This window comes from Saccharothrix hoggarensis, from assembly GCF_052936025.1.
In genome coordinates, this window is record NZ_CP193624.1 from 1,596,781 (window position 1) to 1,623,530 (window position 26,750).

Here is a 26,750-nt window from a genome sequence, read left to right on the forward strand (position 1 = left end):
GTGCGGGTTCACGTCGTCTCGGATGTCCACGGCAACGCGGAGGCCCTGGCCCGCGCGGGCGACGGCGCGGACGCGCTGGTCGTGCTCGGCGACCTGGTCGACTTCGTCGACTACCACGACCACGGCAAGGGCATCCTGGGCCGGATCTTCGGCGCCGACAAGGTCGCGGTGTTCGCCGGGCTGCGGCGCGGCCGGGTCGGGGCGGAGACCGTCCGGTACATGCGGTCGCTGTGGGAGAGCCTCGACAACGCGGCGGACATCGTCCAAGAGGCGATCATCGAGCAGTACACGGCGCTGTTCGGCGCGATGAGCGCGCCCACCTACGCCACCCCCGGCAACGTCGACAGCCCCGAGCTGTGGCCCCGGTTCGCCCGCGACGGCGTCCACATCCTCGACGGGCAGGTCGCCGAGATCGGCGGGCTGCGGTTCGGCTTCGCGGGCGGCGCCCTGCTGCACCCCGGTTTCGTGCCGAACCGGCGCGGGCCGTGGCGGCCGTACCTGCGCACCGAGGAGGAGTTCGGCGCGGCGCTGGAAGGGCTGGGCGAGGTGGACGTGCTGTGCACCCACGTGCCGCCCGCGGTGGCCGAGCTGACCTACGACGTCGTCGCCCGCCGGCCCGAGCTGGGCTCCACGTCGCTGCTGGACGTGATCGAGCGCCACCGGCCGCGGTGGTCGGTGTTCGGGCACGTGCACCAGCCGATGGCGCGGCGGGTCCGGGTCGGCTGGACCGAGTGCGTCAACGTCGGCCACTTCCAGCGCAGCGGCACGCCCCACGTGCTGCGTTGGTGAGCGGTTGCACCGGGTAGCCTCCCCGGCATGGCCGACGAGTCCACCCAGTCCATCGTCATCGACGCGACGCCCGAGGAGATCGTGGCGGTCATCGCCGACTTCGACGCCTACCCCGAGTGGGCCAACGGGGTGAAGCGGACCGAGGTGCTGGAGACGCGGGAGGACGGTCGCGCGGCCCAGGTCAGGTTCAACATCGACCAGGGCCCGATCAAGGACGAGTACGTGCTCGCCTACGACGAGTGGTCCACCGAGCGGATCTCGTGGCGCCTGGTCAAGGGCCAGATGCAGAAGTCGCAGGAGGGCAGCTACGCGCTGGCGCCCAAGGGCGGCTCGACCGAGGTCACCTACACGCTGTCGGTGCAGTTGGTCGTGCCGATGATCGGCCTGTTCCGCCGCAAAGCCGAGAAGATGATCATGGACACCGCGCTGAAGGAGCTCAAGCGCCGGGTGGAAAACGCTGGATGAGCGCCCGCCTGCTGCTGTTCACCGGTAAGGGCGGGGTCGGCAAGACGACCTTGGCCGCCGCCACCGCCGCCGCGCTCGCCGCCGGTGGCCGCAAGGCGCTGGTCGTGTCCACCGACCCGGCCCACTCTCTCGGCGACGCGCTGGGCGTGCCGCTGTCCGCGGATGTCACGGAGGTCGACGGCGCCGGGGCGTTCGCGGGGTTGCATGCCGCGCAGGTCGACCCGCGCGCGCTGGTGGACGACGCCTGGCGCGACCTGCGCGGGCACCTGCGGACCGTGCTCGCCGGTGCGGGCGTCGACGAGCTGGACGCCGAGGAGCTGACCGTCCTGCCCGGCGTGGAGGAGCTGCTGGCGCTGTCCGAGGTGCGGCGGCTGGCGAGCGACGGGCCGTGGGACGTGGTGGTCGTCGACTGCGGTCCGACCGCCGAGACGCTGCGCCTGCTGGCGCTGCCCGAGGCGTTCGCCTCCTACCTGGAACGGCTGTTCCCCACCCACCGGCGCGTGGTGCGCGGCCTGCTGGCCGGTGTCGCTGGCAGCGGCACGGTGGAGAAGTGGGACGCCACCGCCGACGCGCTCGGCCGGCTGGCGGAGAACCTGGAGCAGCTGCGCGTCCTGCTGACGTCGCGCGCCACCAGCGTCCGGCTCGTGCTGACCCCCGAGCGGGTGGTCGCCGCCGAGACCCGGCGGACCGTGACGGCGCTGGCGCTGCAGGGCATCCGGGTCGACGGCGTGGTCGCCAACCGGGTCGTGCCCCACCCCGGTGCGGAGGGCGGGCCCGCCGCCACGTGGCTGCGCACCCGCCGGGCCGAGCAGGACGCCGTGCTGGCCGAGCTGGCCGACCTCGGGTCGGTGCGCACGGTCGAGCACCGGGCCGCCGAACCCGTCGGCACGGCCGCGCTGCTGGACGTCGCCGATGGCCTGTACCAGGGGCGGGACCCGCTGGAGGGCACGTCGGCCGACGGTCCGCTGCTGGAGGTCGTGCGGTCGGGGGAGCGGGAGTACACGCTGCGGATGGCGCTGCCGATCGGCGACTCCGACCTCGACCTGGCCCGGGTGGGCGACGACCTGGCGGTCACCGTGGACGGCAGGCGGCGGCTCGTCGCGCTGCCGTCGCTGCTCAAGCGCTGCCTGGTGACCGGCGCGGAGCTGGACGACACCGGGTTGGCGGTGCGGTTCGCACCCGACCCCGACCTGTGGATGCGGTGAGGCACGTGGACCCCAAGCAGGCCGACTCGGGACGCGCCGGCTCGACAGCCACCGGCTCGACTCCCACCGATTCGGGACGCGCCGACTCCGGGCGCGCCGACTCCGGACGAACTGATTCAGGACGCGCCGAGTCGAAGCTCGCCGAGGAGCTGCGGCTGCTGCTCGACGCCGCCGCCGAGCGGGCGCAGCCGTGGCTGCACCGCATGGCGGCCGAGGGCGGGCACGACAGCCGCACGTGCGGCTGGTGCCCGCTGTGCAACGCCGTGGCGCTCGTCCGGGGCGACCGGTCGGAGCTGGCCGCGAAGGCCGCCGAGCACATCGCCGGCCTGATCGCCGTGCTGCGGGCCGCGCTGGCCGAGCCGACGCCGCCGCCCGCCCCGACCGAGGCGGCCGACGCGGAGGCCCGCCCGGACAAGCCGCGCGTCCAGCACATCCCGGTGGTGCGGCGCGGTCAGGGGTCGCAGTGCTGACTGTCGGCGTCGACGTCGGCGGGACCAGCGTGCGGGCCGGTGTGGTCGACGGTGACGGCGCGGTGCTCGACACGGCCCGTGCCGCCACGCCCAGCGGCGAAGAGGCGTTGGAGGAGGCGATCGGCGCGGCCGTGGCCGAGCTCACGGCACGGCACCGCGTCGCCGCGGTGGGCCTGGCCGTGGCCGGGTTCGTCGCCTCGGACCGCCGGACCGTGCGGTTCGCGCCGCACCTCGCCTGGCGGCAGGCCCCCGTGGCGGACCGGATCTCCGAGCGCGTCGGCCTGCCCGTGGTGCTGGAGCACGACGCCAACGCCGCCGCCCTGGCCGAGCACCGGTTCGGCGCGGCGCGCGGCGCGAAGATCGCCGCCCTGGTCGCCATCGGCACCGGGATCGGCGGCGCGCTGCTGCTCGACGGCCGGGTGTTCCGCGGCGCGCACGGCGTCGCGCCCGAGCTCGGCCACCTGCGGCTCGTGCCGGACGGGCGGCCCTGCCCGTGCGGCAAGAACGGCTGCTGGGAGCGGTACTGCTCCGGCACGGCGCTGAGCACGACGGCGGTGGAGCTGCTGGCCCGGCACCCCGGCCTGTCCACCGTGCTGGCGCGGGAGGCCCTGGGCGACTCGCGGGCCGTGACCGGTCGGCGGGTCGCGGGCGCGGCGCGGGACGGCGACCCGCTCGCGCAGCGCGCGATGGCGGACCTGGCGCGGTGGCTGGGGGACGGGTTGGCGCTGGTCGCCGACGTGTACGACCCGGAGGTCGTGGTGATCGGCGGCGGTGTGTCGGAGTCCGCGCCGCTGTTCCTGGACGACGCCCGCGAGCGCTACGCGGCCGTGGTGACCGGGGCGGGGCACCGGCCGCTGGCCCGCATCCGGACCGCCCAGCTCGGCGACGACGCGGGGATCGTCGGCGTCGCCACCCTGGCCCGCGAGGTGGCGGGCCACACCGCCCGCAACGGCCGGTCGAGCTGAGCGGGCGCCCGTCCGGGGGTCCGGTGGTGGGACGTCCGGTTTGACCGGAGAGCCGCTTCCCGGACGACGCGGCGTAGCATCGCGGGATGCAGATTTCCGGCCGCGGAAAGCGGATCTTCGACGTCCCGGCGATGCCGTTCGGGGCTCCGCGCCGCACCCGCGCGCCCGGCGACCACCCCGGGGCGCTCGGATGAGGAGCGGTGCGGCGCAAGGGCACGTCGGGTACTTCCACGAGGCGGCGTTCTACGGCAGCGACGACGACTTCCGCTCGGTCGTCGTGCCCTTCCTCGACGGCGGGGTGGCGGCCGGCGAGCCGGTCGTCGTGGCGTGCCACGCGGCCAACGAGCGGCTGATCCGCGACGCCGTGGCCGACCCGTCCGCGATCGTGTTCCTGCACGGCGACGAGCACTACGAACGGCCCACCGAGGCGATCCTGGCCTTGCGCAAGCTGTTCGCCGAGTACGCGGGCGCGCCGCAGATCCGCGTGATGGGCGACGTCCCGCACCCCGGCGTCGGCGCGTCGTGGGACTGGTGGGCGCGGTACGAGGTGTCGATCACCGAGGTGTTCGCCGAGGTGCCCGTGTGGGGGCTGTGCCCGTACGACCTGCGCACGGCGCCGCCGCGGGTGGTGGCGGACGTCCTGAGCGCCCACCCGCACGTCGTCGCGCCGGACGGCGCGCACGTGCCCAACGAGAGCTACCGGTCGTCGTGGACGTGGCCCGAGGTGCCGCCCACCGGCCTGGAGGCCGACCCGCCGCTGGTGGAGCTGGTCGACCCGGCCCCGGCCGAGGCGCGCCGCGCGGTGACGGCGGCCTGCGCCGGCGCCCGCCTGAGCCGGGACGAGGTGGACGACATCGTGTACGCCGCCAGCGAGGCCGTCACCAACGCGCAGTGCCACGGCGTGCCGCCGGTGCGGGTGCGCGTGTGGGCCGGTCCGACCAGCGTCCTGGTGGCCGTGACGGATCGCGGCGAGGGGCCGCGGTCGCCCGTGGCGGGGCTCGTGCCGACCGACCTCACCACCACGGCGGGCGTGGGCCTGTGGCTGACCCACCGGACGTGCCGGGAAGTCCTCATGGGGCGGGACGCCGAGGGCTACACGATCCGCCTGACCGTCGGCGCCTGACGGCTGGCCTGGACCCCGCCCGTCACCGCACCGCGAACCACCGCACCGCTGGTCACAAGACCGCGGATCACAGCACCGCGAGCCACAAGACCGCAGGTCACAGCACCGCGAGTCACAAAACCGCTGGTCACAGCACCGCGCCGTCGTCCCACCCGGAGTCCGCCGGCGGACCGCTGCGCATCCGCAGCACCAGCCACCCCGCGCCCGAGCACAGCACGATCAGCGCCAGCGGCGTGCCGATCGCGCCGGTCAGCCCGAACAGGCCGGGGAACAGCAGCAGCACGACGCCCAGCAGGATCACCAGCAACGCGGCGATCGTCCCGGCCCGCAGCTTCGGCAGCGGGGGAGGCTCGGGCGGCACGAAGTGGTCGTCGGGATCGTCGGGGTCGGCGTCGCGGTCGACGTCGCCGTCCTCCATCGTGGCCACGGCCGGCTGACCCTCGGGCCGCACCGGTCGCACGGGTTCGGCCTCGTCGCCCTCGTCCGGTTCGGCCTCGTCCGACCAGACCTGCCTGCCCACGCCTTCGCGTTCCAGGCCCGCCACGATCTCGGCGAAGGTCGCGTCCACGTCCTCCGGGCCGTCGGTCGAGTCGCGTCGGGAGTTCATCGGCGTGCTCCAAGCCCTCCGGGGTCGTGAAGGCGATCCCTCTGCCAGGGTCCATCGTCCCACGGGCGCGATGTGTTGCGGATTACGGCAGCCGGTGGACGTTCGGACCGTACCGCCTCCGCGCGGGTCTTCGTTGTGTCTTGTGCCATCGGCTCCGTAGGCTGGCGGCGGGGATCAAGCTCGTCGAGGAGGCGCTCCCAGCGGTGCTCTACTGGTTGATGAAACACATCTTTCTCGGGCCGCTCCTGAAGCTGTTCTTCCGTCCCAAGATCATCGAGGGCGCGGAGAACATCCCCAAGGAGGGTGGCGCGATCCTGGCGAGCAACCACCTCGCGGTCTCCGACTCCTTCTTCCTCCCGCTGAAGCTGTCCCGCCGGGTCACCTTCCCGGCCAAGATCGAGTACTTCACCGGCAAGGGCGTCAAGGGCGCGCTCCAGCGCTGGTTCTTCTCCGGCGTCGGCCAGGTGCCGATCGACCGGTCCAGCGCGTCGGCGGCCCAGGGAGCGCTCGACACGGGCGTGCGGATCGTGCGCGAGGGCAAGCTCCTCGGCATCTACCCCGAGGGCACCCGGTCGCCCGACGGCCGCCTCTACAAGGGCAAGGTCGGCGTGGCGTGGATCGCGCTGGAGTCCGGCGTGCCGGTCATCCCGGTCGCGATGTTCGGCACGGACAAGGCCAACCCCATCGGCTCGAAGATGTGGCGGCCCTACCCGATCCGGATCAAGATCGGCAAGCCGCTGGACTTCTCCCGCTACGAGGGCCTGTCCGGCGACCGGTTCGTGCTGCGGTCCATCACCGACGAGATCATGTACGCCCTGATGGAGCTGTCCGGCCAGGAGTACGTGGACGTCTACGCGGCCAAGGCCAAGGAGGTCCAGGGCGACCCGCGGCCCGCGAAAGCGGTCGATCGGCTGCCCGAGACGAAGGCCGGCTGAACCGCACCCCTAGGGTGGAGTGGTGCGGTTCTTCTACGACTGTGAGTTCATCGAGGACGGGGTGACGATCGACCTCGTCTCCATCGGGGTGGTCGACGAGGAAGGCCGCGAGTTCTACGCCGTGTCGACCGAGTTCGACCCGGCCAAGGCCGGCCCGTGGGTGCGCGCGAACGTCCTCACCCAGCTGCCACCGCCCGCCGACCGGGCGTGGCGCAGCCGGGAGCGCATCCGCAACGACCTCCTCGAGTTCCTGGGCGGCGCCAAGGCCAACCGGGACGACATCGAGCTGTGGGCCTGGTTCGCGGCCTACGACCACGTCGCGCTGGCCCAGCTCTGGGGCCCGATGCCGGCGTTGCCGCGCTGCCTGCCCCGGTTCACCCGCGACCTCCGGCAACGCTGGGAGGACGTGGGCAAGCCCAGGCTGCCGCAGGCGCCGGCGGACGCGCACGACGCGCTGGCCGACGCCCGGCACAACCTCGCGCGCTGGAAGGTGATCGAGTCCGAGCGGCTGCGCAAGGGTTTCGCCGTCCGTTAGGTGGACCCTCGCTTGCTGCACCGATCCAGCACGTGTCAGTCTTGGGTGACCCACGCCACGAGAAGAGATTGGCTAAGCAAATGCGCATTGGTGTGCTCACCGGCGGTGGTGACTGCCCCGGCCTCAACGCGGTGATCCGCGGTGTGGTCCGCAAGGGCATCGAGGCCCACGGCTGGGAGATCGTGGGGTTCCGCAACGGTTGGCAGGGGCCGATCGAGAACCTGACCAAGCCGATCGGGCTCGGTGACGTCGAGGACATCCTCACCAGGGGCGGCACCATCCTCGGCTCGTCGCGCACCAACCCGTACAAGGTCGAGGGCGGTGTCGACCGCATCCGCGAGACGCTCGCCGCGAACAAGGTCGACGCCCTCATCGCCATCGGCGGCGAGGACACGCTGGGTGTCGCCAAGCGGCTGACCGACGACGGCATCGGCGTCGTCGGCGTGCCGAAGACCATCGACAACGACCTGGGCGCGACGGACTACACGTTCGGCTTCGACACCGCCGTGCACATCGCCACCGAGGCGATCGACCGGCTGCGCACGACGGCCGAGTCGCACCACCGCGCCCTGGTCGTCGAGGTCATGGGCCGCCACGCGGGCTGGATCGCGCTGCACTCCGGCCTGGCCGGCGGCGCGAACGTGATCCTGGTGCCTGAGCGCCAGTTCAGCGTCGACAAGGTGGTCGAGTGGGTGGAGCGGCGCTTCGAGCGCCAGTTCGCCCCGATCATCGTCGTCGCCGAGGGCGCCATGCCCGAGGGCGGCGCCGAGATCCTGCACTCCGGCGAGAAGGACGCGTTCGGCCACGTGCGGCTGGGCGGCATCGGCACCTGGCTGGCCGAGGAGATCTCCGAGCGGACCGGCAAGGAGTCCCGCGCGGTCGTGCTGGGCCACGTCCAGCGCGGCGGCATCCCCACCGCGTACGACCGCGTGCTCGCCACCCGGTTCGGCCTGCACGCGGTGGACGCGGTCGCCGAGGGCGACTTCGGCGTCATGGTCGCGCTGCGCGGCACGGACATCGTCCGGGTCAAGCTGTCCGAGGCCACCGCGGAGCTGAAGACCGTTCCGCTGGAGCGCTACCAGGAGGCCGAGGTCTTCTTCGGCTGATCGACCCCGCACCACACCGAGCGCCCCCGGACTCCCGGTCCGGGGGCGCTCGGCGTTCGCGCGCCGTCACGTCGCGGCGCCGTCACTTCTTGGCGTAGTCGCGCAGGCCCGTGAAGTCGAGCATCACGCACGGCTCGTCGCCGACGATCCACGCGTCGTGGCCGGGCTCGACCATGACCGCCTCGCCCGGACCCGCCTCGGCCTCCGTCCCGTCGTCCATGACGACGTGCATCCGGCCGGACAGGATGTAGCCGGTGTGGGCGGCCTGGCACGAGTCGGTGCCCGCGATCGGCTTCACGTCCTGCGACCACCGCCACCCCGGCTCGAACTCCGCTCTGCCGACCGTGGCGTCACCGACGGTGACCAGGTCGACGTGGCCGTGCGGGAACTCCCGCACCTCCTCCGGTTCCGTGAAGCTCTTGGCGGCCAGCACGGACATCTCGATCACCTCTCACGCGTTCTCAGCCTTGTGTCACGGGGTGGATCTCGTCCGCCACGAGCCCGTGCGCCTCGCGGTGGACCCGGTGCGCGGACTCCGCGTCCGGGGCTTCGACCAGGCAGAACACCTTCCCGTCCTGCTCGTCGACCCAGTAGTTGAGGTACCGGACGCCGTACCGGTCCTGGATTCGCAGGTCGGCGGCGTGGGCGTCGGCCACGTCCTTCGCGCCCGCGCCCTCGGGGAGGTGGTGGTGCACGTCCATGAACAACACGACGTCCTCCTGACAGGTGGTGGAGCCGAGAACGGTAGCCGGCGGGGCGTTCCCAAACCGTTCCCGCGGCTACGCACGGTTCCCCCGGCGGACCCGGCGGACCGGACGTAGGGTTCCGCCATGCCGGCCACCTGCCAGGTGCGCGTTCTGGGCAGGTTCTCCGTCGTCGTCGACGGAAGACCCGTCCCCGGCGACGTCTGGCGCAACCGCCGGGCGGCCGACGTGGTGAAGCTGCTGGCCGTGGCTCCCGACCACCGGTTGCACCGCGAGCAGGTGATGGACCTGCTGTGGCCCGACCTGCCGGTGGACGCGGCGGGGGCGAATCTGCGCAAGGCGGTGCACTACGCGCGGCGCGCGCTCGGGTGCGCCGACGCCGTCCGGTGCGCGGGCCGGCTGCTGACGCTGTGGCCGGCCGGCGTCCTCGACGTGGACCTGGACCGGTTCGAGCGGACCGCCGACGCCGCCTTGGCCTCGGGTGACGCCGGGAGGTGCGCGCACGCCGCCGCCGACTACCGCGGCGACCTGCTCGCCGACGACCGCTACGAGTGCTGGGTGGTCGAGCCGCGGGCGAAGGCCAGAGCCCGGTACACCGCGCTGCTCCGGGCGGCGGGCGACTGGACGCGACTGCTCGACCTGGACGAGACCGACGAGGAGGCGCACCGCGCCGTGATGCGGCGGCACCTGGCCGCGGGCAACCGCCGCGAGGCGCTGCGCCAGTTCGAACGGCTGCGCCGCGCGCTGCGGGAGCGCGTCGGCGTCGGGCCGGACGCGGAGACCGTGGCGCTGTACGAGTCGGCGTTGGCCGCGGACGCGGACGAGCCGCCGTCGCCGGCGCAGCGGGCGGCCGTGGCGCTGGCCAACGGCCTGGTCGCGTACGGGCGGCGCGACCTCGCCGAGGCCGAGCGGTCGGCCAGGCGGGTGCGGGTGCTGGCGCTGGACGCCGACCTGGGGCACGAGCTGGGCGAGGCCGCGACGCTGCTCGCGCTCGTCGCGCACGCCCGCGGCACGTGGCACCGGCTGTTCCGCGAGGAGTTCGCCGACTCCGTGCGGCGGCCGACCCGGCCGGAGGTCTACGACGCCCACCTGTGCTTCCAGGAGTTCTACCTGTACGGGCCGGAGGGTCACGAGGGCGCGGAGGTGTTCGGCCGCGACCTGCTGGACATCGCGTCACGGGCGGGGTCGGCGGCCGGTCGCGCGCTGGCCTTCCTGCTGCTCGGCGAGTTCGCGCTGCTGTCCGGGCGGGTCGACCGCGCGGTCACCGCGCTGCGGCAGTCCCTGCGCGAGGCCGAGCGCGCCGGGTGCGTCTCCGCCCAGGCCCTGGCGCTGGAACGCCACGCCGAGGCCCAGGTCCGGCTCGGCGACCGGGCCGCCGCCCGCGCCGACCTCGACCGCGCGTTGCCGCCGGCCCTGGGTTCCCGCATCCCGTCGCACCTGGTGATCCGCGTCCACGGGGTCCGCGTGCTCGCCGCCGACAGCCTCGGCGGCGCGCTCGGCGTGATCCGGGACGCCGAGCGGTGGCTGCACGAGGCCCCGCACGTGTGCGACCCGTGCTCGATGGGGTTCCGGATCGCGGCGGCGACGGCGTGCGCGTGCGCGGGCAGCCCCAGCCGCGCGCGGGCGCACCTCGCCGAGGCCGAGCGGATCAGCGGGCTGTGGCAGGGCGGTCCGTGGTCGGCCGCGCTGTGGGAGGTGCGCGCGGAGGTCCGCCGGGCGGAGGGCAGGCGGGCCCAGGCGGCGGCGCTGTTCTTCGAGGCGGCCGAGCAGTTCGCGGCGCTGCGCCGACCCCTGGAGGAGCGCCGGTGCCTGGCCGCCGCCGCTGCCTGCTAGCCGCCGACGTGCGTCAGAACGCGCCGAGGTGCAGGTAGGCGGCGAACGTCCCCAGCCAGTGCTCGGCGTAGTAGCCGTGGCCGAACACGTGCCGCAGACCGGCCTCGCGGTGCGCGTCGGCGGCCGTGCGCGCCAGGTCGGCGTACCGGTGCCCGGCGGGCAGCGCGGCGGCGATGGACCGCCACTGCCAGGCGCGGGACAGGGCGAGGCCCACCAGGTGCGAGCCGTACGGGTCGGCCGGGTCGTCCACCGGCACCGGCTCGCGCAGCACCTTCCAGCGCGCCTCGTCCAGGTTCGGCAGGAACGCCTCGAACCACTCCGCGAACCCGTCGGCCGGCAGCACCCGCCGCATCAGGTCCGCCTCGGTCAGCGCGGGCGACAGGAAGTCCGCCGCGTCCGGCTCGAACCCGCCGTAGCCCACGTCCTCCCGGTGCCACCGCAACGCCGCCCCGACGCACGCCGCCGCCAGCCCGTCGTCGCCGACGGCACGCGCCGCGTCGAGCACCAGACCGGTCGCGAACGCCGTGTTGCCGTGAGTCCCGGTCCGCACGGGCAGCCGCGCGCCGGCCACCTTGACGAGATACCGGTCACGCAGGACCGCGCTCAACGGCCGCAGCGCGTCCGCCCACGGCGAGCCCCACGTGCGGAGTTCGGCGTCGAGGACCAGCAGCCACGCCCACCCGTAGGGCCGCTCCCAGAACCCGCCGGACGGTCCGGCGAAGAACGCCGCCTCGGTCTCCGCGTGCTCCTCGGTGAGCAGCGCGTCGAGCGTCGCACGGGCCTCCGCCGCGCCCGCGACGTCCGGCCGCTCCCGCAGCAGCCGGACCGCCAACCAGGTCTGATGCACGCACGAGTGCCAGTCGAACGACCCGGCGAAGATCGGGTGCAGCACCCGCTGCGGCACCAGGCCGGCGGCGTCGGTGACGACGTGCGTCCAGTGCACCGGGTAGTCCCGCCGGACGTTCTCCACCGCGGTGGACAGCAGTTCGGCCGCCGTGTCGTCGTCCATCCGGGTGTCGGGCATGTGCCACATCATGCACAGGCCGACCCATGTCCGTCTCTCAGTGTGGACGGCTATCTTTAACGTGTGAACTGGACCGTGGACGTGCCCGTGGACACGCTTCCCGAGCTTCCGCCCCTCCCGCCCGAGCTGCGCGACAGGCTTGCCGACGCGTTGGCCCGGCCCGCCTCGCAGCAGCCGGAGTGGCCGGACGCCGAGCAGGTGCGCCGCGTGCGCGCCGTGCTGGAGAGCGTGCCGCCGATCACCGTGCCCGCCGAGATCGACCGGCTGCGCGACAACCTCGCCGAAGTCGCCCGCGGCGAGGCCTTCCTGTTGCAGGGCGGAGACTGCGCGGAGACGTTCGCGGACAACACCGAGCCGCACATCCGCGCGAACATCCGGACCCTGCTCCAGATGGCCGTCGTGCTCACCTACGGCGCGAGCCTCCCGGTGGTGAAGATCGGCCGCATCGCCGGCCAGTACGCCAAGCCGCGCTCGTCGAACATCGACGCGCTCGGCCTGCCGTCCTACCGCGGCGACATCGTGAACTCGCTGGTCGCCACGCCCGAGGCGCGCGTGCCGGACCCGTCCCGGATGATCCGCGCCTACGCCAACGCGGGCGCGGCGATGAACCTGCTCCGCGCCATGACCACCGCGGGCATGGCCGACCTGCACCGCCTGCACGACTGGAACAAGGACTTCGTCCGCCAGTCGCCCGCGGGCGAGCGGTACGAGGCGCTGGCCGGCGAGATCGACCGCGGCCTGCGGTTCATGTCGGCGTGCGGCGTGCAGGACACGTCCCTGCACACCACCGAGATCTTCGCCTCGCACGAGGCGCTGCTGCTCGACTACGAGCGGGCGCTGCTGCGGCTCGACACCAGCGGCGACCAGCCGCGGCTGTACGACCTGTCGTCGCACTTCCTGTGGATCGGCGAGCGGACCCGGCAGCTGGACGGCGCGCACATCGCGTTCGCCGAGCTGCTGTCCAACCCGATCGGCCTCAAGATCGGCCCGTCGACCACGCCGGAGATGGCCGTCGAGTACGTCGAGCGGCTCGACCCGCACAACCAGCCCGGCCGGTTGACGCTGATCAGCCGCATGGGCAACGGCAAGGTGCGCGACGTGCTGCCGCCGATCGTGGAGAAGGTCACCGCCTCCGGCCACCAGGTCATCTGGCAGTGCGACCCGATGCACGGCAACACGCACGAGGCGTCCACCGGCTACAAGACCCGGCACTTCGACCGGATCGTGGACGAGGTGCAGGGCTTCTTCGAGGTGCACCGCCGGCTCGGCACGCACCCCGGCGGCATCCACATCGAGCTGACCGGCGAGGACGTCACCGAGTGCCTGGGCGGCGCGCAGGAGATCTCCGACTCCGACCTGGCCGGCCGCTACGAGACGGCCTGCGACCCGCGGCTGAACACGCAGCAGTCGCTGGAGCTGGCGTTCCTGGTCGCGGAGATGCTCCGCAGCTGACCTGGTCGCCGGGCGGCTGACCCGATCGCGAACGGTCCCGGTGGCCCCCGACTCGTCGAGTCGGGGGCCACCGCCGCGTCAGAGGGCGATCAGGGTGACCGTGGTGTCCTTCGGCACGCGCTGACCGCCGCGCACGGACTGGTTGACCACCCGGGCCCGGTCGCGGTCGTTGAACTGCACGTCCACCTTGAGGCCCGCCTCCTCCAGGATCTTCTTCGCCTCCTTGACCGGCCTGCCCTCGACCTGCGGCACGGTCACCGCGTTCGACAGGATGACGGTGACCTGCCGGTTCGCCGGCGGGAGGTTGGAGCCCGCCGCCGGGTCGGTGCGGACGACCTTGCCCGCGTCGACCGACTCGGAGAACTCCGCCGGCCCCTCGACCGGGTCGAACCCGGCCGCGGCCAGCTCGGCGAACGCCTCGTCCTTCGACTTGCCCGTCACGCTGGGCACCGGCTTCGGCTGCGCGCCCTTGCTCAGCACGACCACCACCGCCGAGCCGATCGGCACCTGCGTGCCGGGCGCCGGCTTCAACGTCACCACCTTGCCCTTGGGCACGCGGTCGCTGAACGCGTCCTCGGCGGGGTCGAGCCGCGACGTCAGCCCGACGGACCTGATCTCCTGCTCGGCCTGCGCCACCTCGATGCCCGGCTGGATCTGCGGCACCACCGGCTTGCCCGCGGACACCACGATCCGGACCAGGTCGCCGCGGGTGGCCTCGGCGCCGGCGGGCGGGTCGGTGCTGAGCACCTGGCCCGCGGGCACGGTGTCGCTGTTCTCGGTGCGGGCCGTGTGCTTGAGCGCGGCGGCCTCGATGAGCGCGGTGGCGGCGGACTCGTCCTGGCCGACCACGTTCGGCACGGTCGCGACCCGGCCGATCACCAGCCACCAGCTGGTGACGCCGATGAGGATCGCGGCGACCACGACGACGCTCAACCAGGTGATGAACTGGCGCTTGCTGCGCGCCCGCATCTCCTCGTACAGCTGCTCGGGCGTCTTCTTCTTCGGCGGTCTCCGGGGACGCGGCCGCGGCGCCGGGGCCGGCTCCACGGGGACGAGCGGCGGCGGCATCAGCTCGGACCGCGGGATCGCCTTGGTGCCCTGCGGGCCGGCCACGGGCCGCACCAGCGGGTTCGGCCGGTGCACCGGCACCGTCGGCTCGGCGAACGGCGCGCCCGCCCCCACCCGCACGGGTTCGACGCGGACGGTCTCCTCGGCCGGGCTGGGCGCGGGCACCTTCCGCGTCGCCTCCTCGGCCGGGGCCTCGGCGGGCGCCGCGGACCCGTCGGCCGGCGCCTGGACGGGCACCGGCACGTCCACGGTGGCCAGGCCGAGCGCCGCCCGCGCCGTCTCCACCTCGGACAGGAACGACTCGGCGTCCGCGGGCCGCAGGAACGGCTCCTTGCGGGTGGCCCGGCGGACCAGCTCGGCGACCTCCGCCGGCACGTCCGGCACGGGCGGCACCTCGTCGTTCACGTGCCGGTAGGCGACCGAGATGGCGTTGTCGCCCACGTACGGCGGCGTGCCGGTCAGCATCTCGTAGAGCAGCACGCCCGCCGAGTACACGTCGCTGCGCGCGTCCGTGGTGCCCGTGGTGACCTGCTCGGGCGACAGGTAGGCGACCGTGCCCAGGATCATGGTGTCGCTGGTGACGCCCGCCGTGGACATGGCCCGGACCAGGCCGAAGTCGGCGACCTTCACCGTGCCGCCGGGCCCGATCAGCACGTTCTCCGGCTTCACGTCCCGGTGCACGAGGTCGGCGCGGTGCGCGGCGGCCAGCGGGGAGAGGATCTTCTCCAGCACGGTCAGCGCCAGCGGCACGTCGAGCTTGCCGCGCGCCATGAGCAGGTCGCGCAGCGTGCCGCCCTCGACCAGTTCCATGACCAGGTAGACGCGGTCCTCGTCCACGCCCTGGTCGTGCACCTGCACCACGCCGGGGTGGTGGAGCTTGGCCGCGGCGCGCGCCTCGCGTTCGAACCGCGCGACGAACTGCGGGTCGGCGGAGAACCGCGGGTCCATGACCTTGATGGCCACGGCGCGTTCCAGGCGGGTGTCCACACCGCGGTAGACGGTGGACATGCCGCCCCGCGCGACCAGGGCGCCGACCCGGTAGCGTTGTTCGAGCAGCCCGCCGATCACGTTCGTCGCCGACCTTTCCACAGCGGTGGATCGTACGGTGGGTGGTGCCGACCGATGCTGTGCGCTGGAGCATCCCACGCCCGCCTGTGGGATCGGCGTCAGATCCGGGTCGACGGGGTGGGAAACAGGGGGTGGCCGAAAGGCGACCCGCGGGTGTACCGCTGCCACCCGGTTGGCGCAAGGCGTGGTTCGCGGCGTTGTGGCATCGTGACGCACGTGAGTGCGATTCCTGCCGCTGCGGATGTGCTGGCTCCCGACCTGGAGGTCCTGCCCCTCCCCGAGGTCGCCGAGCGTCTTGCCCTACCGATCAACCGTGTCCACCAGCTGCTGCGCGACGGTCAACTGCTCGCGGAGCGGCGCAACGGCGTCCTCGTCGTCCCGGCGCAGTTCCTCGCGGCCGGCGGCGTGGTCAAGGGGCTGCCCGGCACCATCACGGTGCTGCGCGACTCCGGCTTCTCGACCGAAGAGATCCTGCGGTGGCTGTTCACCGAGGACGAGACCCTGCCCGGCACGCCCATCGAGGCGTTGCGCGGCGACCGCGGCCGTGAGGTGAAGCGGCGGGCACAGGCCTTGGGTTTCTGACCGGCACCGCCCACCCCCCAGACGACGACCGACCACGTCCGGGCGGCACCCCGCGCAGGGGCGCCGCCCGGACGTCGTGCTTCGCGGGGGCACGTCCCGGATGTGGCGACCCGCTGTCCGCGCCGGGGGCCGAAAAGCCGTTGCCCGTGATCGCCTCGTCCCGTACGGTCGCCGATTGTTTTCGCTGGTGGGGTCCGGTGCCGTCTGGACTTCCCGGCGTTGTCCGAGGCGAAGGTGGGTTCGTTCTATGGCGTGTCGCATCGGTGAGCTGGTGCTCGGTTGCCGCGACCCGGAGTCGCTGGCGCGGTTCTGGTGCGAGGTCCTGGGCTTCGTCGTGCTCGACCGCTACGACGACGGCTCGGTGGAGATCGGGACGCCCGAGGGGTTCGGCGGTCCCCAGCCGACGATCTTCTTCAGCCGCCGGGACGAGCCGGAGAAGGGGAAGTCGCGGCTGCACATCGACCTCAACCCCACCGACCGCGACCAGGACGCCGAACTGGAACGCCTGCTGGAGCTCGGCGCCCGCCGGGCCGACATCGGCCAGACGGGGGAGGAGTCGTGGCACGTCCTGACCGACCCCGAGGGCAACGAGTTCTGCCTGCTGAAGGCTCGTCTGAACCCGCTCTGACGGCTCAGCGGCGGTCGGTTGCTCGGGCTGCCGGGCGACCGGCCGCCACGGCGCGGGCCGCCAGGGCACTGGCGAAGGCGGGCACGGCCACGGCCAGGCGACGGCGGGTCGGGACGGCCACCCGGCGGTCCAGGGCCTGGTAGTCGGCGGCGGCCAGCTCGTCCAGGATCTCGCGGTACAGGGTGAGGGCGGTCCGGACGCACGGGCGGGAGACTGGGCGCAGCATCGGGACGCCCACCTCGGCCTCGCGGTACACGGCCAGGGTGTGGGCGACGAGGTGGCGGAAGGCACGCCGGACGCGCTGGTCCCGCTCGCCCGTCCGACGGCACCGCTCCAGCAGGTCCCGGTCGACGCCGTGCGCCGCCAGCACGTCCTGCGGCAGGTAGACGCGGCCCCGGTCGAGGTCTTCGCCGACGTCGCGCAGGAAGTTGGTGAGCTGGAACGCCCGGCCCAGGGCGGCGGCGGCCGGCTCGGCCTCCGCGCGCGGCACGACGGTGCCGAACACGGGCAGCAGCTGCAGGCCGATCACCGCCGCCGAACCGTGCACGTACCGGTCGAGCGCCGCGAAGTCCGGGTACGACGTGACGGTCAGGTCCATCCGCATCGACGCCATGAAGTCGGTGAACAGCACGGTGTCGATGGCGTGGCGGTGGGCGGTGTCGGCGAGCGCGGCGAGCACCGGGTGACCGGTCGGCCTGCCCGCCAGCTCGTCCAGCAGCTGGCGTTCCAGCAGGTCCAGCTCACCCGCCGGGTCGGGTGACGTGCCGCTGTCCACGATCTCGTCGGCCCAGCGGGCGAAGCCGTACAGCGCGTGGACGGCGGGCCGCTGCGCGGGCGTGAGCAGGCGGGTGGCGAGGAAGAACGTGCGGCCGTGCCGGGCGTTGAGCTCGCGGCAGCGGGCGTAGGCCTGGGCCAGGTCGGTCACGCGGACCCGCCGGCCGGGGTGGGTGACGACCGCGCCGGCTCGACCGGTGCGGCGCTCGATCGGGAGAACGGTGTCGCGGCCATCGGCGTCATCGTCGCACAACGGCCGGTGGTCCGGCTCGACATGCCCTACCTGCGCGGAGGGGTGGCTGATCGCTCGCCGAGGAGCATGGTGCGACGCATGTCCGGTGCGGTTGGCGTCGACGGCTTGCGGGTGGCGGCGGGCGTGAGGTCGTGCGCGGGGTCGGGTGTGCCGCGCGGCTCGGTCACCGGGCTGCTCGGGCCGAGCGGGTGCGGCAAGACGACGGTGCTGCGGGGCCGTGGTCGGGGTGCAGGTGGTGGCGTCCGGCACGGTCACGGCGCCCGGGCGCCCCGCGGGCAGCCCCGTGCTGCGCGACCGGATCGGCTGCTCGACGCAGAGCCCTTCGGTGTACGCGGACCTGACCGTGGCGGAGAACCTGCGCTACTGCGCGTCGATCTTCCGCGCGCCCGGACCGGCACGCTCGGCATGGCGCTGGGCCTGTTCGCCGGCGCGTTCGCCCGCACCGAGTTCCAGGCCGTGCAGTTCATGCCCGCGATCGTCATGCCGCAGGTGCTGCTGTGCGGCCTGTTCGTGCCGCGCGACGGATGGCGACCGTGCTGGACGGGATCTCCGACGTGCTGCCGCTGTCCTACGCGGTCGACGCGCTGACGCAGGTCACGACGTCGTCCGAGGTCGACGGCACGCTGGGGCGGAACCTGCTGGTCATCGCCGGGTGTGCGCTCGTGGCGCTGCTGCTGGGCGCCGGGACCCTGCGCCGACGGACCCCGTGATCCGCTGCGCGGCCAGCCGTCCCGAGATCAGCACCGGCGGCACGCCCACGCCCGGCGTGGTGCCGCAGCCCGCCAGCACCACGTTGTCCAGCACGAGGTTGCGCGGCCGGAACGGGCCGGTTTGCGCGAACGTGTGCGCGGCCGAGAACGGGGTGCCCGCGGCGAGGCCCATCGCGGCCCAGTCCCGGGGCGTGACCAGGTGCTCCACCTCGATCGCGTCGCCGAACCCGGTCAGCCCGCGCGCCTCCAGCACGCCCACCAGCTCGTCGCGGTAGGCCGGGCCGACGCGCTCCCAGTCGATGGGGCCGACGCGCAGGTTCGGCGCCGGCGCCAGCACGAACATGCCCTGCCCCGGCGGGGCCGTGACCAGCAACGACGGGTCGCTCATCAACGTGCCGCGGCGGGTCAGCTCGTCGAACGTCCGCTCCCACGCGTGCCCGAAGAACAACGTGTGGTGGGCCAGCTCCGGCCATGTCCGGTCGACGCCCGCGTGCAGCACGACCGCCGACGGCGACCACGTGATCGGCACCGGCCGGCGCGGGCGGTGCCCCAGAAGGCGGTACGACACCGGCAGGTCCGGGGTGAGCACCACCGCGTCGCACGGGATGCGCTCGCCGTGCGTGGTCCGCACCGCCGCGACCCGGCCGCCGACGCGCTCCAACCACGCCACGGGCGTCTGGAAGCGCAGGTCCGCGCCCGCGTCCCGGGCCGCCGCCGCCAACGCGTCCGGCAGCGCCCGCATCCCGCCGCGGGGGTGGTAGACGCCCGCGACCGTGTCCATGTACGCGATCACGGCGTACGCGGCGAGGGCCTTGCGCGGCGGCACGCCCGCGTACAGCGACTGGAACGAGAACACCCGCTGCAACCGCTCGTCGCGCACGAACCGCGCCACCGCCGGCGCGAGGCGGCCGAACCCGCGCAACGCGGCCAGCTTCGCCAGGTGCGGCGTGAGCAGGGACAGCGGCGAGTCGAAGTTCGACCCGATGAACGAGTCCCGCTCGACCTGGTACAGCTCGGTCAGCCAGCGGCGCAGCGCCCGGTACCCGGCGGCCTCGCGGGGACCGGCGAACCGGCGCACCTCGGCCTCCATCGCGTCCGCGTTCGCGTGCACGTCGAGCGTGGCGCCGTCGGCGAAGCGGGCCCGGTAGGCGGGCTCGACGGGCAGCAGGTCGAGCCGGTCGCGCAGCGAGTCGCCGACCGCGCCCAGCGCCTCGTCCACCAGCTCCGGCATGGTCAGCACGGTGGGCCCGGTGTCGAACTCGTACCCGCCCAGGTCGAGCCGCCCGGCCCGGCCGCCGGGCACGGCGTCGCGCTCCACCACGGTGACCCGGCGCCCCGCGCCGAGCAGGTGCAGCGCCGCGGACAGCCCCGCCAGCCCCGCGCCCACCACGACCACGTGGTCGGTGCGGCCGTCGACCGTGCGCATCGTCACGAAGTCCGCTTCGTGGCGCTGATCGCCAGCTCGGCCAGCCGCTCGCCGGCCGGTTCGGCGACCGGCGCGCGTTCCAGCGCCCGCAGCGCCGACCCGGTCAGCTCGGTGATCCGCTCCTCGACCGCGTCCACCGCGCCGACCTCGCGCAGCCGGGCGCGCACCTCGTCCACCGCGGCGACGTCCAGGTCGGGCCGGCCCAGCGCGTCGTGCAGCACGTCCGCGCCGAACTCCATGCCCAGCGCCACCAGCAGCGTCCGCTTGCCCTCGCGCAGGTCGTCGCCCGCCGGCTTCCCCGTCACGGCCGGGTCGCCGAACACGCCCAGCAGGTCGTCGCGCAGCTGGAACGCCACCCCGATGTCGGCGCCGAACGCGCGCAGCCCGGCCACCAGCTCGGGCGAGCCGCCGCCGATCGCCGCGCCCATGTGCAGCGGCCGTTCCACGGTGTACGCGGCGGTCTTGAGCCGGTCGATGCGCAGCGCGGCGTCCGCCGACGCGTCGCCGCGCGCCTGGGTGAGCACGTCGAGGTACTGGCCCGCGAGCATCTCGGTGCGCATGTCGCGCCACGGCAGGCTCAGCCGGTGGAGGGCGTCGGTGGGCAGGCCGGCCGCGAACAGCATGTCGTCCGCCCAGGCCAGGGCCACGTCGCCGATCAGCACGGCCGCCGCCAGCCCGAACCGCTCGGGCTCGCCGAGCCAGCACTGCTCGCGGTGCCTGCGCGCGAACCGGACGTGCACCGTCGGCATGCCGCGGCGGGTCTCGGAGGCGTCCATCAGGTCGTCGTGCACCAGCGCGCACGCCTGGATCAGCTCCAGCGAGCTGACGGCGGTCAGCACCGCGTCGGCCAGCTCGCCGTCCGGGTCGCCGCCCGCCGCGCGCCAACCCCACCAGGCGAACGTCGGCCGGATGCGCTTGCCGCCGCCGAGAACGAAGTCGGCCAGCGCGTCCACGGCGCCGGTGAAGGTCTCCTCCATGCGCGCGCCCAGGGCCCGGCGGTCGGCGAGGTAGCCCGCCAGCGCTTCGTCGACGTGCTTGGGCAGTTCGAGGTCCAACGGGTGGGGCGGCACCCGTCTATGGTCACCTCTGCGGCCGCCGCGCGCCCAACCGGGGGGTCGTCCCAGAACGTGAAAGACGCCTCCCACTGGCCGGACCTACCTCTAGGCTGGTGGCATGACGTCGGTGGTGGAACGCCTGCCCGGGGGCTCGCCCGTGTTCTCCGTCGAGTTCTTCGCGCCGCGGGACGCCGCGGACGAGGCCGTGCTGTGGCGCGCGATCCGCGAGCTGGAAGCCCTCGACCCGGCGTTCGTCTCCATCACCTACGGCGCCGGCGGCTCGTCCCGCGACCTCACCATCCGCACCACCGGCCGGGTGGCGCAGGAGACGACGCTGCTGCCGATGGCCCACCTGACCGCCGTCGACCACTCCGTGGCCGAGCTGCGCAACGTGATCGGCTGGTACGCGGCGGTCGGCGTGCGCAACATCCTCGCCGTGCGCGGCGACCCGCCCGGCGACCCGCACGGCGAGTGGGTGCCCCACCCGGAAGGGCTGACGTACGCCGAGGAACTCGTCCGGCTGTGCCGTGAGCTGGGCGACTTCTGCGTGGGCGTCGCCGCGTTCCCGTACGGGCACCCCCGCTCGGCGGACCTCGACGCGGACACCGAGTACCTGGTGCGCAAGCTCCGCGCCGGCGCCGACTTCGCGATCGCCCAGCTGTTCTTCGAGCCCGAGGACTTCCTGCGCCTGCGCGACCGCGTCGCCGCGCGGGGCTGCGACGCGCTCCTGCTGCCCGGCCTGATGCCGTTGACGACGACGCGCACGCTGGCGAAGACGGTGGAGCTGTCGGGCGCGCCCGTGCCGCCGTCCGTCGCCCGCCGCCTCGACCCGTACGCGGACGACCCGGCGGGGTTCCGCGCGGCCGGGATCGACCTGGTCACGGAGATGGGGGAGCGGCTGCTCGCCGAAGGCGTGCCGTCGCTGCACTTCTACACGTTCAACCGGTCGAAGGCGACCCGCGAGATCGTTGGCCGACTCGGGTTGGTGCCGGCGCGAAGCGTGTGAGGAAGGGCCGTGGTGGGTTGCGACGGGGTGCCGCAACCCACCACGGCACTCAGGCGTGCAGGTGGCGTTCCGTCGCGGAGTCGAGGGTCACGGCCAGGCGGTTGAGGCCGTTGATGCTGATGATCGCGGCCAGCAGGTCCGCCAGCTCCTTCTCCCCGAACGCGGCGCTCGCGCGCTCCCACAGCTCGTCCGGCACGCCGTGCTCGCCGATCCGCGTCACGGTGTCCGTCAGCTCCAGCGCCAGCCGCTCGGTCTCGGTGAAGAACCGCGACTCCCGCCACGTCGACACGGCGAAGAGGCGCTGCGGGTTCTCCCCCTCCTTGATCGCGTCGAGCGCGTGCATGTCGACGCAGTACGCGCAGCCGTTGACCACCGACGCGCGAAGCTTCACCAGGGCCAGGAGCGTGTGGTCGACGTGCTCGGTGACGTAGGTGTTCAGCTCGATCATCAGCCGGTAGGCGTCGGGCGCCACCTTGGCGAAGTTCATCCTCATACCCGGTGGACGGGGCAGCGCGGCGAAGTGTGACAGCGCCTAGGCGACGACGCCGCGGCGGTGCGCGACGATCGCCAGGACCAGCACGATCAGCACCGCCCCGCCGGTCAGGCCGGCCACAAGCATGGTCCAGCCGAAGTACGAGACCGAGTTCTGCCCGGCGTACCGGACGGTGGCGTTCAGCATCGACGCCTGGCCGGGCTTGGGGGCCCACGCGATGGTCGCGTCGTCCTCCTCACGCCCGTTCGTGTCGATGATTTCACCCGGGAAGCTGATTTTCACCTGGATGTCGGCGCGTTCCGGCGGCACCTGGGTCAGGTCGACCGACCCGGACAGCGTCACCAGGTCGCCGGACCGCCGGAAGGACAGCTGGTACCGGCTGGACGACGCGCTGGTCGCCGCCGACAGGTTCCTGACCTCGTCGAACGTCAGCCCGCTGAAGGACAGCTGGGTGCCGACGTAGTCGTCCACCTTGTACGGCTTGGTGGTGACCCGCCCGGCCAGCTCGCTCGGCACCTTCAGCTGGGGTCCGGGGTCGTTGTCCGCGCTCGGCGGCGTGGCGGCGGTGATCTCCCCGGACACGCGGTCGTCCTGCGACAACGCCATCGCCGCGTGCAGGCGGACGCACCCCGTCAGCGAGAACAGCGCGAGGAGGAAGACCGGCAGGAGGAGCGCGGAGGCTCTGGGCACGCGGCCATCCTGCCGGCCGGGTCAAAAGTTGACCGCCGGGACACGGTCGTGCGCTTGGCTAATTACCTGTTGGTGGGATAAGCCCGGAGGTAACGTGCGGCGCATGCCAACCTCCTCCGCCGGCGTGCACGGCATCAGCAACCAGTACGTGGCCGATTACGCGGCGGCGGACCCGCTGATCGCGACGTTCATGGGCGTCCCGGGGCACGACGACCGGCTCACCGACTACTCGCCCGAGGGCCACGCCGCCCGCGCCGAGCTCGCCCGCGAGGCGGTCGCCGCCATCACGGCGGCCGAGCCCGCGGACAAGTCGGAGGCCGACGCGAAGGCCGTGTTCCTGGAGCGGGTCGGCCTGCAGGTCGAGCTGTACGACGCCGGCCTGGCCGAGGGCAGCCTCAACGTCATCGCGAGCCCCGTGCAGAACCTGCGCGAGGTGTTCGACCAGATGCCGACCGAGACCGAAGACGACTGGGCCGTCGTCGCGAAGCGGTTGACCGCCATGCCGGACGCCGTGGCGAACCTGCGCGCGGGCCTGTCCTACTCCGCCGACCAGGGCCGCGTCGCCGCGTTGCGGCAGGTGAGGAAGGTCGCCGAGCAGTGCGACACGTGGGCGGGCCGTTCGGGCGGCAAGTCGTTCTTCGCCGCCCTGATCGCGGACGCCCCCGTGGACGGCGCGCTGCGCACCGAGCTGGAGACGGGCGCGAAGGCCGCCTCCGAGGCGTTCGGCGACCTGGCCCAGTACCTCCGCGCCGACCTCGCGTCCAGGGCGCCGGAGAAGGACGCGGTGGGCGAGGACGTCTACCGGTTGCACTCGCGCTACTTCACCGGCTCCCGCCTCGACCTGGCCGAGGCCTACGAGTGGGGCTGGGGCGAGTTCACCCGGATCGAGGCCGAGATGCGGCAGGTCGCGAACCGGATCAAGCCGGGCGCGACGCTCGCCGAGGCCGCCGCCGCGCTGGACGCCGACCCGCGGTACGTGGTGCGCGGCAAGGACGGCCTGCAGTCGTGGATGCAGGAGCTGTCCGACAAGGCCCTGCTCGAACTGCGGGACGTGCACTTCGAGCTGCCCGACGAGCTGATGCGCCTGGAGTGCCGCATCGCGCCGCCCGGCGGTGGCGTCGGCGCGTACTACACGAGCCCCACGCCGGACTTCTCCCGGCCAGGCCGCATGTGGTGGTCCGTGCCGGACGACAAGGAGGAGTTCTCCACCTGGCGCGAGGTCTCGACCGTCTACCACGAGGGCGTGCCGGGCCACCACCTGCAGATCGCCACGGCCGTCTACCAGGCGGAGAAGCTGAACGAGTTCCAGCGCCTGATGTGCTGGGTGTCCGGCCACGGCGAGGGCTGGGCCCTGTACTCCGAGCGGCTGATGCGCGAGCTGGGTTACCTGGAGGACGACGGCGACCTGCTGGGCATGCTCGACGCGCACCTCTTCCGCGCGGCCCGCGTCATCATCGACATCGGCATGCACCTGGAGCTGGAGATCCCGAAGGGCACCGGCTTCCACGAGGGCGAGCGGTGGACCCCGGACCTCGGCCTGGAGTTCATGCTCACCCGCACCATCACCGAGCCCGCGCACGTGCGGGACGAGATCGACCGCTACCTGGGCTGGCCCGGCCAGGCGCCGTCGTACAAGCTGGGCGAGCGGCTGTGGCTCGCGGCCCGCGACGACGCCCGCGCCCGGCACGGCGACGCGTTCGACCTGAAGGCGTTCCACAAGCAGGCGCTGGAGATGGGCGCGATGGGCCTCGACACGCTCCGCGAGCGGCTCACCGAACTCTGATGCCACGATCCGGTGACCTCGCCTCACGCCGAGGTCACCGGATCGGGTGTTGGATGGGCGCGGGAACGACGTGCAGGGGGAGCGAATGACCAGACGTGCCAGGCGATCGGCGCTCGGCGTGGTGCTGGCGGGCGCGCTGCTGATCAGCGGGTCGCCCGCGTCCGCGCTGGCGCAGCCGGGCGGCTCGGAGCAGGCGGAGTGGCGCGTCCGGCAGGAGATCGTGGACCACGCGCTGCGCGAGGTCGGCGCGCGCGAGGCGAACGGCAACTACTACCCGCAGCAGTACCAGAGCGTCGACCAGGGCATCCTGCGGCCGGCCGAGTGGTGCGGCGTGTTCGTCAACTGGGCGTGGACGACCGGCGGCGTGCCCGAGCGGCCGTCGATGCGCCCGGCGCCGGGCGGGTCCGTCCTCGACCAGGGGCACTGGGCGACGTACTGGCAGAAGTGGGGCAAGGCCAACGGCCGGTGGAAGGACATCGCCGAGCGCGACGTCGAGCCGGGCGACGCCGTCGTCTACGGCAACTACCCGGACATGCACGCGCACGTCGGCCTGGTGGTCGAGGTCAAGTACGACCGCACCGGCCGCAAGGCGACGCACGTCCGCACCGTCGAGGGCAACTTCGACGACCGGGTCGTCTACTCGAAGCTGCGCCCGATCGAGGGCCTGAACGCGGGCAAGTACCTCCAGGCGACGGGCTTCGTCTCGCCGTTCTAGGGGTTCGCGTGGGGTACCTGATCACGCGGCTCACCGTGAGCCGCGTGGTCACGTAACCGCGTGATCACGGTGAACCGCGTGGCCGCGTGGCCGCGTGGTCAGTCCAGCGGGAGCCGGCGCCCCAGCACGGCGAACGGCCGCGGGTCGCCGGTGAACTGGTAGTGCCGCAGCACGTCCACGAAACCCACCCGCCGGTACAGCCGCCACGCCTTGCTCGGCCCCTCCGGCGTGGACAGCAGCACGCGCGAGGTGGGCACGCCGTCCAGCAGGTTGCGCAGCAGCTGCTCGCCGATGCCCCGGCTCTGCGCGGTCGGCAGCACGTGCAGCTCGGTCAGCTCGAAGTAGTCCTGCATCCACTCCTCGACCGCGTTCGGCCCGGCGACCATGGTGAGGCCGTGCCGCACCTGCTCGTGCCACCACTGGCCGACCGAGCCGCGGTAGCCGTAGCCGATGCCGATCAGCTCGTCCCGCTCGCCCAGCGCCACCACGCACCGCCAGCCGTCGCGCAGCATGTGCGCCAACCACATCGGCGCGCGCTGCTCGGCCGTGCCGGGCGGGTACTCCATCGCGCTCACGTAGAGCGCCAGCGCCTCGTCCAGCCGGGTGTTCAGCTCCCGCGCGGAGAGCGTGACGATCCGTCGCGACGGCGCGGCGGTCATCGGGCGACCTCGGCGGGCGTGCCGCCGGTCAGGTCCACGAGACCCGCGTAGGTGGTGGGGTAGACGGCGTGCGGGTGCCCGGCCGCGGCCCACACCACGTCGTACCGCTCCAGCGCGACGTCCACGAACGTGCGGATCGGCGCCGGGTGCCCCACGGGCGAGACGCCGCCGATGACCTGCCCGGTGTGCTCGCGCACGAACGCGGGCGTGGCGCGCTCGATCGAGTCCGCGCCCGTCAGCTCGGCGAGCCTGCCGGGGTCCGCCCGGTGCGCGCCGGACGTGAGCACGAGCAGCGGGGTGGCCACGCCGTCGCGGACCGCCGCGAACACGAGGCTGTTCGCGATCGCGCCGACCGGCACGTCCACGGCCGCGGCCGCCTCGGCGGCGGTGCGGACGGCGTCGGCCAGCACGCGGATTCCGTTCGCTGCCTCGTGGTGGCCCGCTTCGGACAGTGCGGCGGCCACCTTGCGGATGCCGGGGTGGTCGAGTGCGCTCACCTGTTCATGAGACCACGGGCGGTCGGGTTGAGGAGTTCCGGGCCGGCAGGTTAGTCTGATCTCGCTCGAACGTTTGTTCGAGCTATGCCTTGGTGGTGGGGCGGGGGAAGCGCCCCACCACCAAGTGCCG

At 73.5% G+C, this 26,750-nt stretch carries 30 protein-coding genes; 18 read left to right on the plus strand and 12 right to left on the minus strand.

All coding sequences use genetic code 11. From position 1 onward, the window contains the following. From ACRAKH_RS07830 to ACRAKH_RS07855, 6 genes are all read left to right on the plus strand, one after another. Positions 1-789 (plus strand): metallophosphoesterase family protein, encoded by a 789-nt coding sequence (locus ACRAKH_RS07830; RefSeq protein ID WP_380729804.1) that lies wholly within the window; start codon positions 1-3, stop codon positions 787-789. A gap of 27 nt (positions 790-816) precedes the next feature. Further along, complete coding sequence (locus tag ACRAKH_RS07835) at positions 817-1,254, plus strand: SRPBCC family protein (protein WP_380729806.1); 438 nt, start codon at positions 817-819, stop codon at positions 1,252-1,254. Next, positions 1,251-2,459, plus strand: coding sequence for an ArsA family ATPase (locus ACRAKH_RS07840; protein ID WP_380729808.1), 1,209 nt, complete (start codon positions 1,251-1,253; stop codon positions 2,457-2,459). The genes ACRAKH_RS07835 and ACRAKH_RS07840 overlap by 4 nt, the downstream gene beginning before the upstream one ends. A 5-nt stretch (positions 2,460-2,464) precedes the next feature. Further along, complete coding sequence (locus ACRAKH_RS07845; RefSeq protein WP_447009712.1) at positions 2,465-2,929, plus strand: hypothetical protein; 465 nt, start codon at positions 2,465-2,467, stop codon at positions 2,927-2,929. Then, on the plus strand, positions 2,923-3,894 hold the full coding sequence (locus ACRAKH_RS07850; RefSeq protein ID WP_447009713.1) for an ROK family protein: 972 nt from the start codon (positions 2,923-2,925) through the stop codon (positions 3,892-3,894). The genes ACRAKH_RS07845 and ACRAKH_RS07850 overlap by 7 nt, the downstream gene beginning before the upstream one ends. Positions 3,895-4,084: 190 nt before the next feature. Continuing rightward, positions 4,085-5,017, plus strand: coding sequence for an anti-sigma factor RsbA family regulatory protein (locus tag ACRAKH_RS07855; RefSeq protein WP_380729444.1), 933 nt, complete (start codon positions 4,085-4,087; stop codon positions 5,015-5,017). Positions 5,018-5,144: 127 nt separating this feature from the next. On the opposite strand, the gene ACRAKH_RS07860 is transcribed toward ACRAKH_RS07855, so the two are convergent. Beyond that, positions 5,145-5,624: a hypothetical protein gene (locus ACRAKH_RS07860; protein ID WP_380729442.1), complete on the minus strand. Its 480-nt coding sequence runs from the start codon at positions 5,622-5,624 to the stop codon at positions 5,145-5,147. 203 nt (positions 5,625-5,827) lie between these two features. On the opposite strand from ACRAKH_RS07860, the gene ACRAKH_RS07865 reads away from it, so the two are divergent. The 3 genes from ACRAKH_RS07865 to ACRAKH_RS07875 all read left to right on the plus strand — a co-directional run bounded on the left by ACRAKH_RS07865 (position 5,828) and on the right by ACRAKH_RS07875 (position 8,200). Beyond that, positions 5,828-6,559 (plus strand): lysophospholipid acyltransferase family protein, encoded by a 732-nt coding sequence (locus ACRAKH_RS07865; RefSeq protein ID WP_380729440.1) that lies wholly within the window; start codon positions 5,828-5,830, stop codon positions 6,557-6,559. Between the two features lie 22 nt (positions 6,560-6,581). Then, positions 6,582-7,094, plus strand: coding sequence for a polyadenylate-specific 3'-exoribonuclease AS (locus tag ACRAKH_RS07870; RefSeq protein WP_380729438.1), 513 nt, complete (start codon positions 6,582-6,584; stop codon positions 7,092-7,094). A gap of 80 nt (positions 7,095-7,174) precedes the next feature. Further along, positions 7,175-8,200, plus strand: a complete 1,026-nt coding sequence (locus ACRAKH_RS07875) for a 6-phosphofructokinase (RefSeq protein WP_380729436.1) — start codon at positions 7,175-7,177, stop codon at positions 8,198-8,200. Positions 8,201-8,282: 82 nt separating this feature from the next. Here the strand turns inward: ACRAKH_RS07875 and ACRAKH_RS07880 are convergent, their stop codons facing one another. Both ACRAKH_RS07880 and ACRAKH_RS07885 read right to left on the minus strand, forming a co-directional pair. After that, positions 8,283-8,639 (minus strand): cupin domain-containing protein, encoded by a 357-nt coding sequence (locus tag ACRAKH_RS07880; protein ID WP_380729434.1) that lies wholly within the window; start codon positions 8,637-8,639, stop codon positions 8,283-8,285. A 22-nt stretch (positions 8,640-8,661) separates the two neighbouring features. Further along, positions 8,662-8,901, minus strand: coding sequence for a DUF4242 domain-containing protein (locus ACRAKH_RS07885; protein ID WP_380729448.1), 240 nt, complete (start codon positions 8,899-8,901; stop codon positions 8,662-8,664). Between the two features lie 129 nt (positions 8,902-9,030). On the opposite strand from ACRAKH_RS07885, the gene ACRAKH_RS07890 reads away from it, so the two are divergent. Then, positions 9,031-10,737, plus strand: a complete 1,707-nt coding sequence (locus ACRAKH_RS07890; RefSeq protein ID WP_447009714.1) for a BTAD domain-containing putative transcriptional regulator — start codon at positions 9,031-9,033, stop codon at positions 10,735-10,737. A 13-nt stretch (positions 10,738-10,750) separates the two neighbouring features. On the opposite strand, the gene ACRAKH_RS07895 is transcribed toward ACRAKH_RS07890, so the two are convergent. Next, positions 10,751-11,761, minus strand: a complete 1,011-nt coding sequence (locus tag ACRAKH_RS07895; protein ID WP_380730065.1) for a DUF2891 domain-containing protein — start codon at positions 11,759-11,761, stop codon at positions 10,751-10,753. A 63-nt stretch (positions 11,762-11,824) separates the two neighbouring features. Between ACRAKH_RS07895 and ACRAKH_RS07900 the strand changes: the two genes are divergently transcribed. Then, positions 11,825-13,213, plus strand: a complete 1,389-nt coding sequence (locus ACRAKH_RS07900) for a class II 3-deoxy-7-phosphoheptulonate synthase (protein ID WP_380730067.1) — start codon at positions 11,825-11,827, stop codon at positions 13,211-13,213. 78 nt (positions 13,214-13,291) lie between these two features. Here ACRAKH_RS07900 and ACRAKH_RS07905 read toward each other — a convergent pair whose 3' ends face one another. Then, positions 13,292-15,370 (minus strand): PASTA domain-containing protein, encoded by a 2,079-nt coding sequence (locus ACRAKH_RS07905; RefSeq protein WP_447009715.1) that lies wholly within the window; start codon positions 15,368-15,370, stop codon positions 13,292-13,294. A gap of 195 nt (positions 15,371-15,565) precedes the next feature. Here ACRAKH_RS07905 and ACRAKH_RS07910 point away from each other — a divergent pair, with 195 nt between their 5' ends. Both ACRAKH_RS07910 and ACRAKH_RS07915 read left to right on the plus strand, forming a co-directional pair. Then, positions 15,566-15,931 (plus strand): Rv2175c family DNA-binding protein, encoded by a 366-nt coding sequence (locus tag ACRAKH_RS07910; protein ID WP_380724826.1) that lies wholly within the window; start codon positions 15,566-15,568, stop codon positions 15,929-15,931. Positions 15,932-16,178: 247 nt separating this feature from the next. Next, a complete protein-coding gene (locus ACRAKH_RS07915; RefSeq protein WP_380724822.1) occupies positions 16,179-16,559 on the plus strand; it encodes a VOC family protein in 381 nt (126 codons plus the stop codon). Positions 16,560-16,563: 4 nt separating this feature from the next. On the opposite strand, the gene ACRAKH_RS07920 is transcribed toward ACRAKH_RS07915, so the two are convergent. Then, positions 16,564-17,586 (minus strand): phytoene/squalene synthase family protein, encoded by a 1,023-nt coding sequence (locus tag ACRAKH_RS07920; protein ID WP_380724821.1) that lies wholly within the window; start codon positions 17,584-17,586, stop codon positions 16,564-16,566. A gap of 78 nt (positions 17,587-17,664) precedes the next feature. On the opposite strand from ACRAKH_RS07920, the gene ACRAKH_RS07925 reads away from it, so the two are divergent. Continuing rightward, entirely contained in the window at positions 17,665-18,174 is a 510-nt protein-coding gene (locus ACRAKH_RS07925; protein WP_447009957.1) for an ABC transporter permease, read from the plus strand. Next, positions 18,084-18,296, plus strand: coding sequence for a hypothetical protein (locus ACRAKH_RS07930; RefSeq protein WP_447009999.1), 213 nt, complete (start codon positions 18,084-18,086; stop codon positions 18,294-18,296). The genes ACRAKH_RS07925 and ACRAKH_RS07930 overlap by 91 nt, the downstream gene beginning before the upstream one ends. Here the strand turns inward: ACRAKH_RS07930 and crtI are convergent. Both crtI and ACRAKH_RS07940 read right to left on the minus strand, forming a co-directional pair. Continuing rightward, on the minus strand, positions 18,229-19,722 hold the full coding sequence (gene crtI, locus ACRAKH_RS07935; RefSeq protein WP_447009958.1) for a phytoene desaturase family protein: 1,494 nt from the start codon (positions 19,720-19,722) through the stop codon (positions 18,229-18,231). The genes ACRAKH_RS07930 and crtI overlap by 68 nt on opposite strands. Positions 19,723-19,724: 2 nt before the next feature. Continuing rightward, the gene (locus tag ACRAKH_RS07940) at positions 19,725-20,792 is read right to left on the minus strand and encodes a polyprenyl synthetase family protein (RefSeq protein ID WP_380724820.1); all 1,068 of its coding nucleotides are present in this window, start codon (positions 20,790-20,792) and stop codon (positions 19,725-19,727) included. Positions 20,793-20,895: 103 nt separating this feature from the next. On the opposite strand from ACRAKH_RS07940, the gene ACRAKH_RS07945 reads away from it, so the two are divergent. Then, a complete protein-coding gene (locus tag ACRAKH_RS07945; protein ID WP_380724819.1) occupies positions 20,896-21,783 on the plus strand; it encodes a methylenetetrahydrofolate reductase in 888 nt (295 codons plus the stop codon). A gap of 49 nt (positions 21,784-21,832) precedes the next feature. Here ACRAKH_RS07945 and ACRAKH_RS07950 read toward each other — a convergent pair whose 3' ends face one another. Both ACRAKH_RS07950 and ACRAKH_RS07955 read right to left on the minus strand, forming a co-directional pair. Further along, positions 21,833-22,270, minus strand: a complete 438-nt coding sequence (locus ACRAKH_RS07950; RefSeq protein WP_380724818.1) for a carboxymuconolactone decarboxylase family protein — start codon at positions 22,268-22,270, stop codon at positions 21,833-21,835. A 45-nt stretch (positions 22,271-22,315) separates the two neighbouring features. Beyond that, positions 22,316-22,966, minus strand: coding sequence for a DUF3153 domain-containing protein (locus tag ACRAKH_RS07955; protein WP_380724817.1), 651 nt, complete (start codon positions 22,964-22,966; stop codon positions 22,316-22,318). Between the two features lie 103 nt (positions 22,967-23,069). Between ACRAKH_RS07955 and ACRAKH_RS07960 the strand changes: the two genes are divergently transcribed. After that, positions 23,070-24,749 carry a DUF885 domain-containing protein gene (locus ACRAKH_RS07960; RefSeq protein WP_380724816.1) on the plus strand — a complete coding sequence of 560 codons (1,680 nt, stop codon included), beginning with the start codon at positions 23,070-23,072 and terminating at the stop codon, positions 24,747-24,749. 85 nt (positions 24,750-24,834) lie between these two features. Continuing rightward, on the plus strand, positions 24,835-25,464 hold the full coding sequence (locus tag ACRAKH_RS07965; RefSeq protein ID WP_380724815.1) for a CHAP domain-containing protein: 630 nt from the start codon (positions 24,835-24,837) through the stop codon (positions 25,462-25,464). Between the two features lie 98 nt (positions 25,465-25,562). Here the strand turns inward: ACRAKH_RS07965 and ACRAKH_RS07970 are convergent, their stop codons facing one another. Both ACRAKH_RS07970 and ACRAKH_RS07975 read right to left on the minus strand, forming a co-directional pair. Beyond that, positions 25,563-26,123: a GNAT family N-acetyltransferase gene (locus ACRAKH_RS07970; RefSeq protein WP_380724814.1), complete on the minus strand. Its 561-nt coding sequence runs from the start codon at positions 26,121-26,123 to the stop codon at positions 25,563-25,565. Then, positions 26,120-26,620, minus strand: a complete 501-nt coding sequence (locus ACRAKH_RS07975) for a YbaK/EbsC family protein (protein ID WP_380724813.1) — start codon at positions 26,618-26,620, stop codon at positions 26,120-26,122. The genes ACRAKH_RS07970 and ACRAKH_RS07975 overlap by 4 nt, the downstream gene beginning before the upstream one ends. Positions 26,621-26,750: the final 130 nt, after the last annotated feature.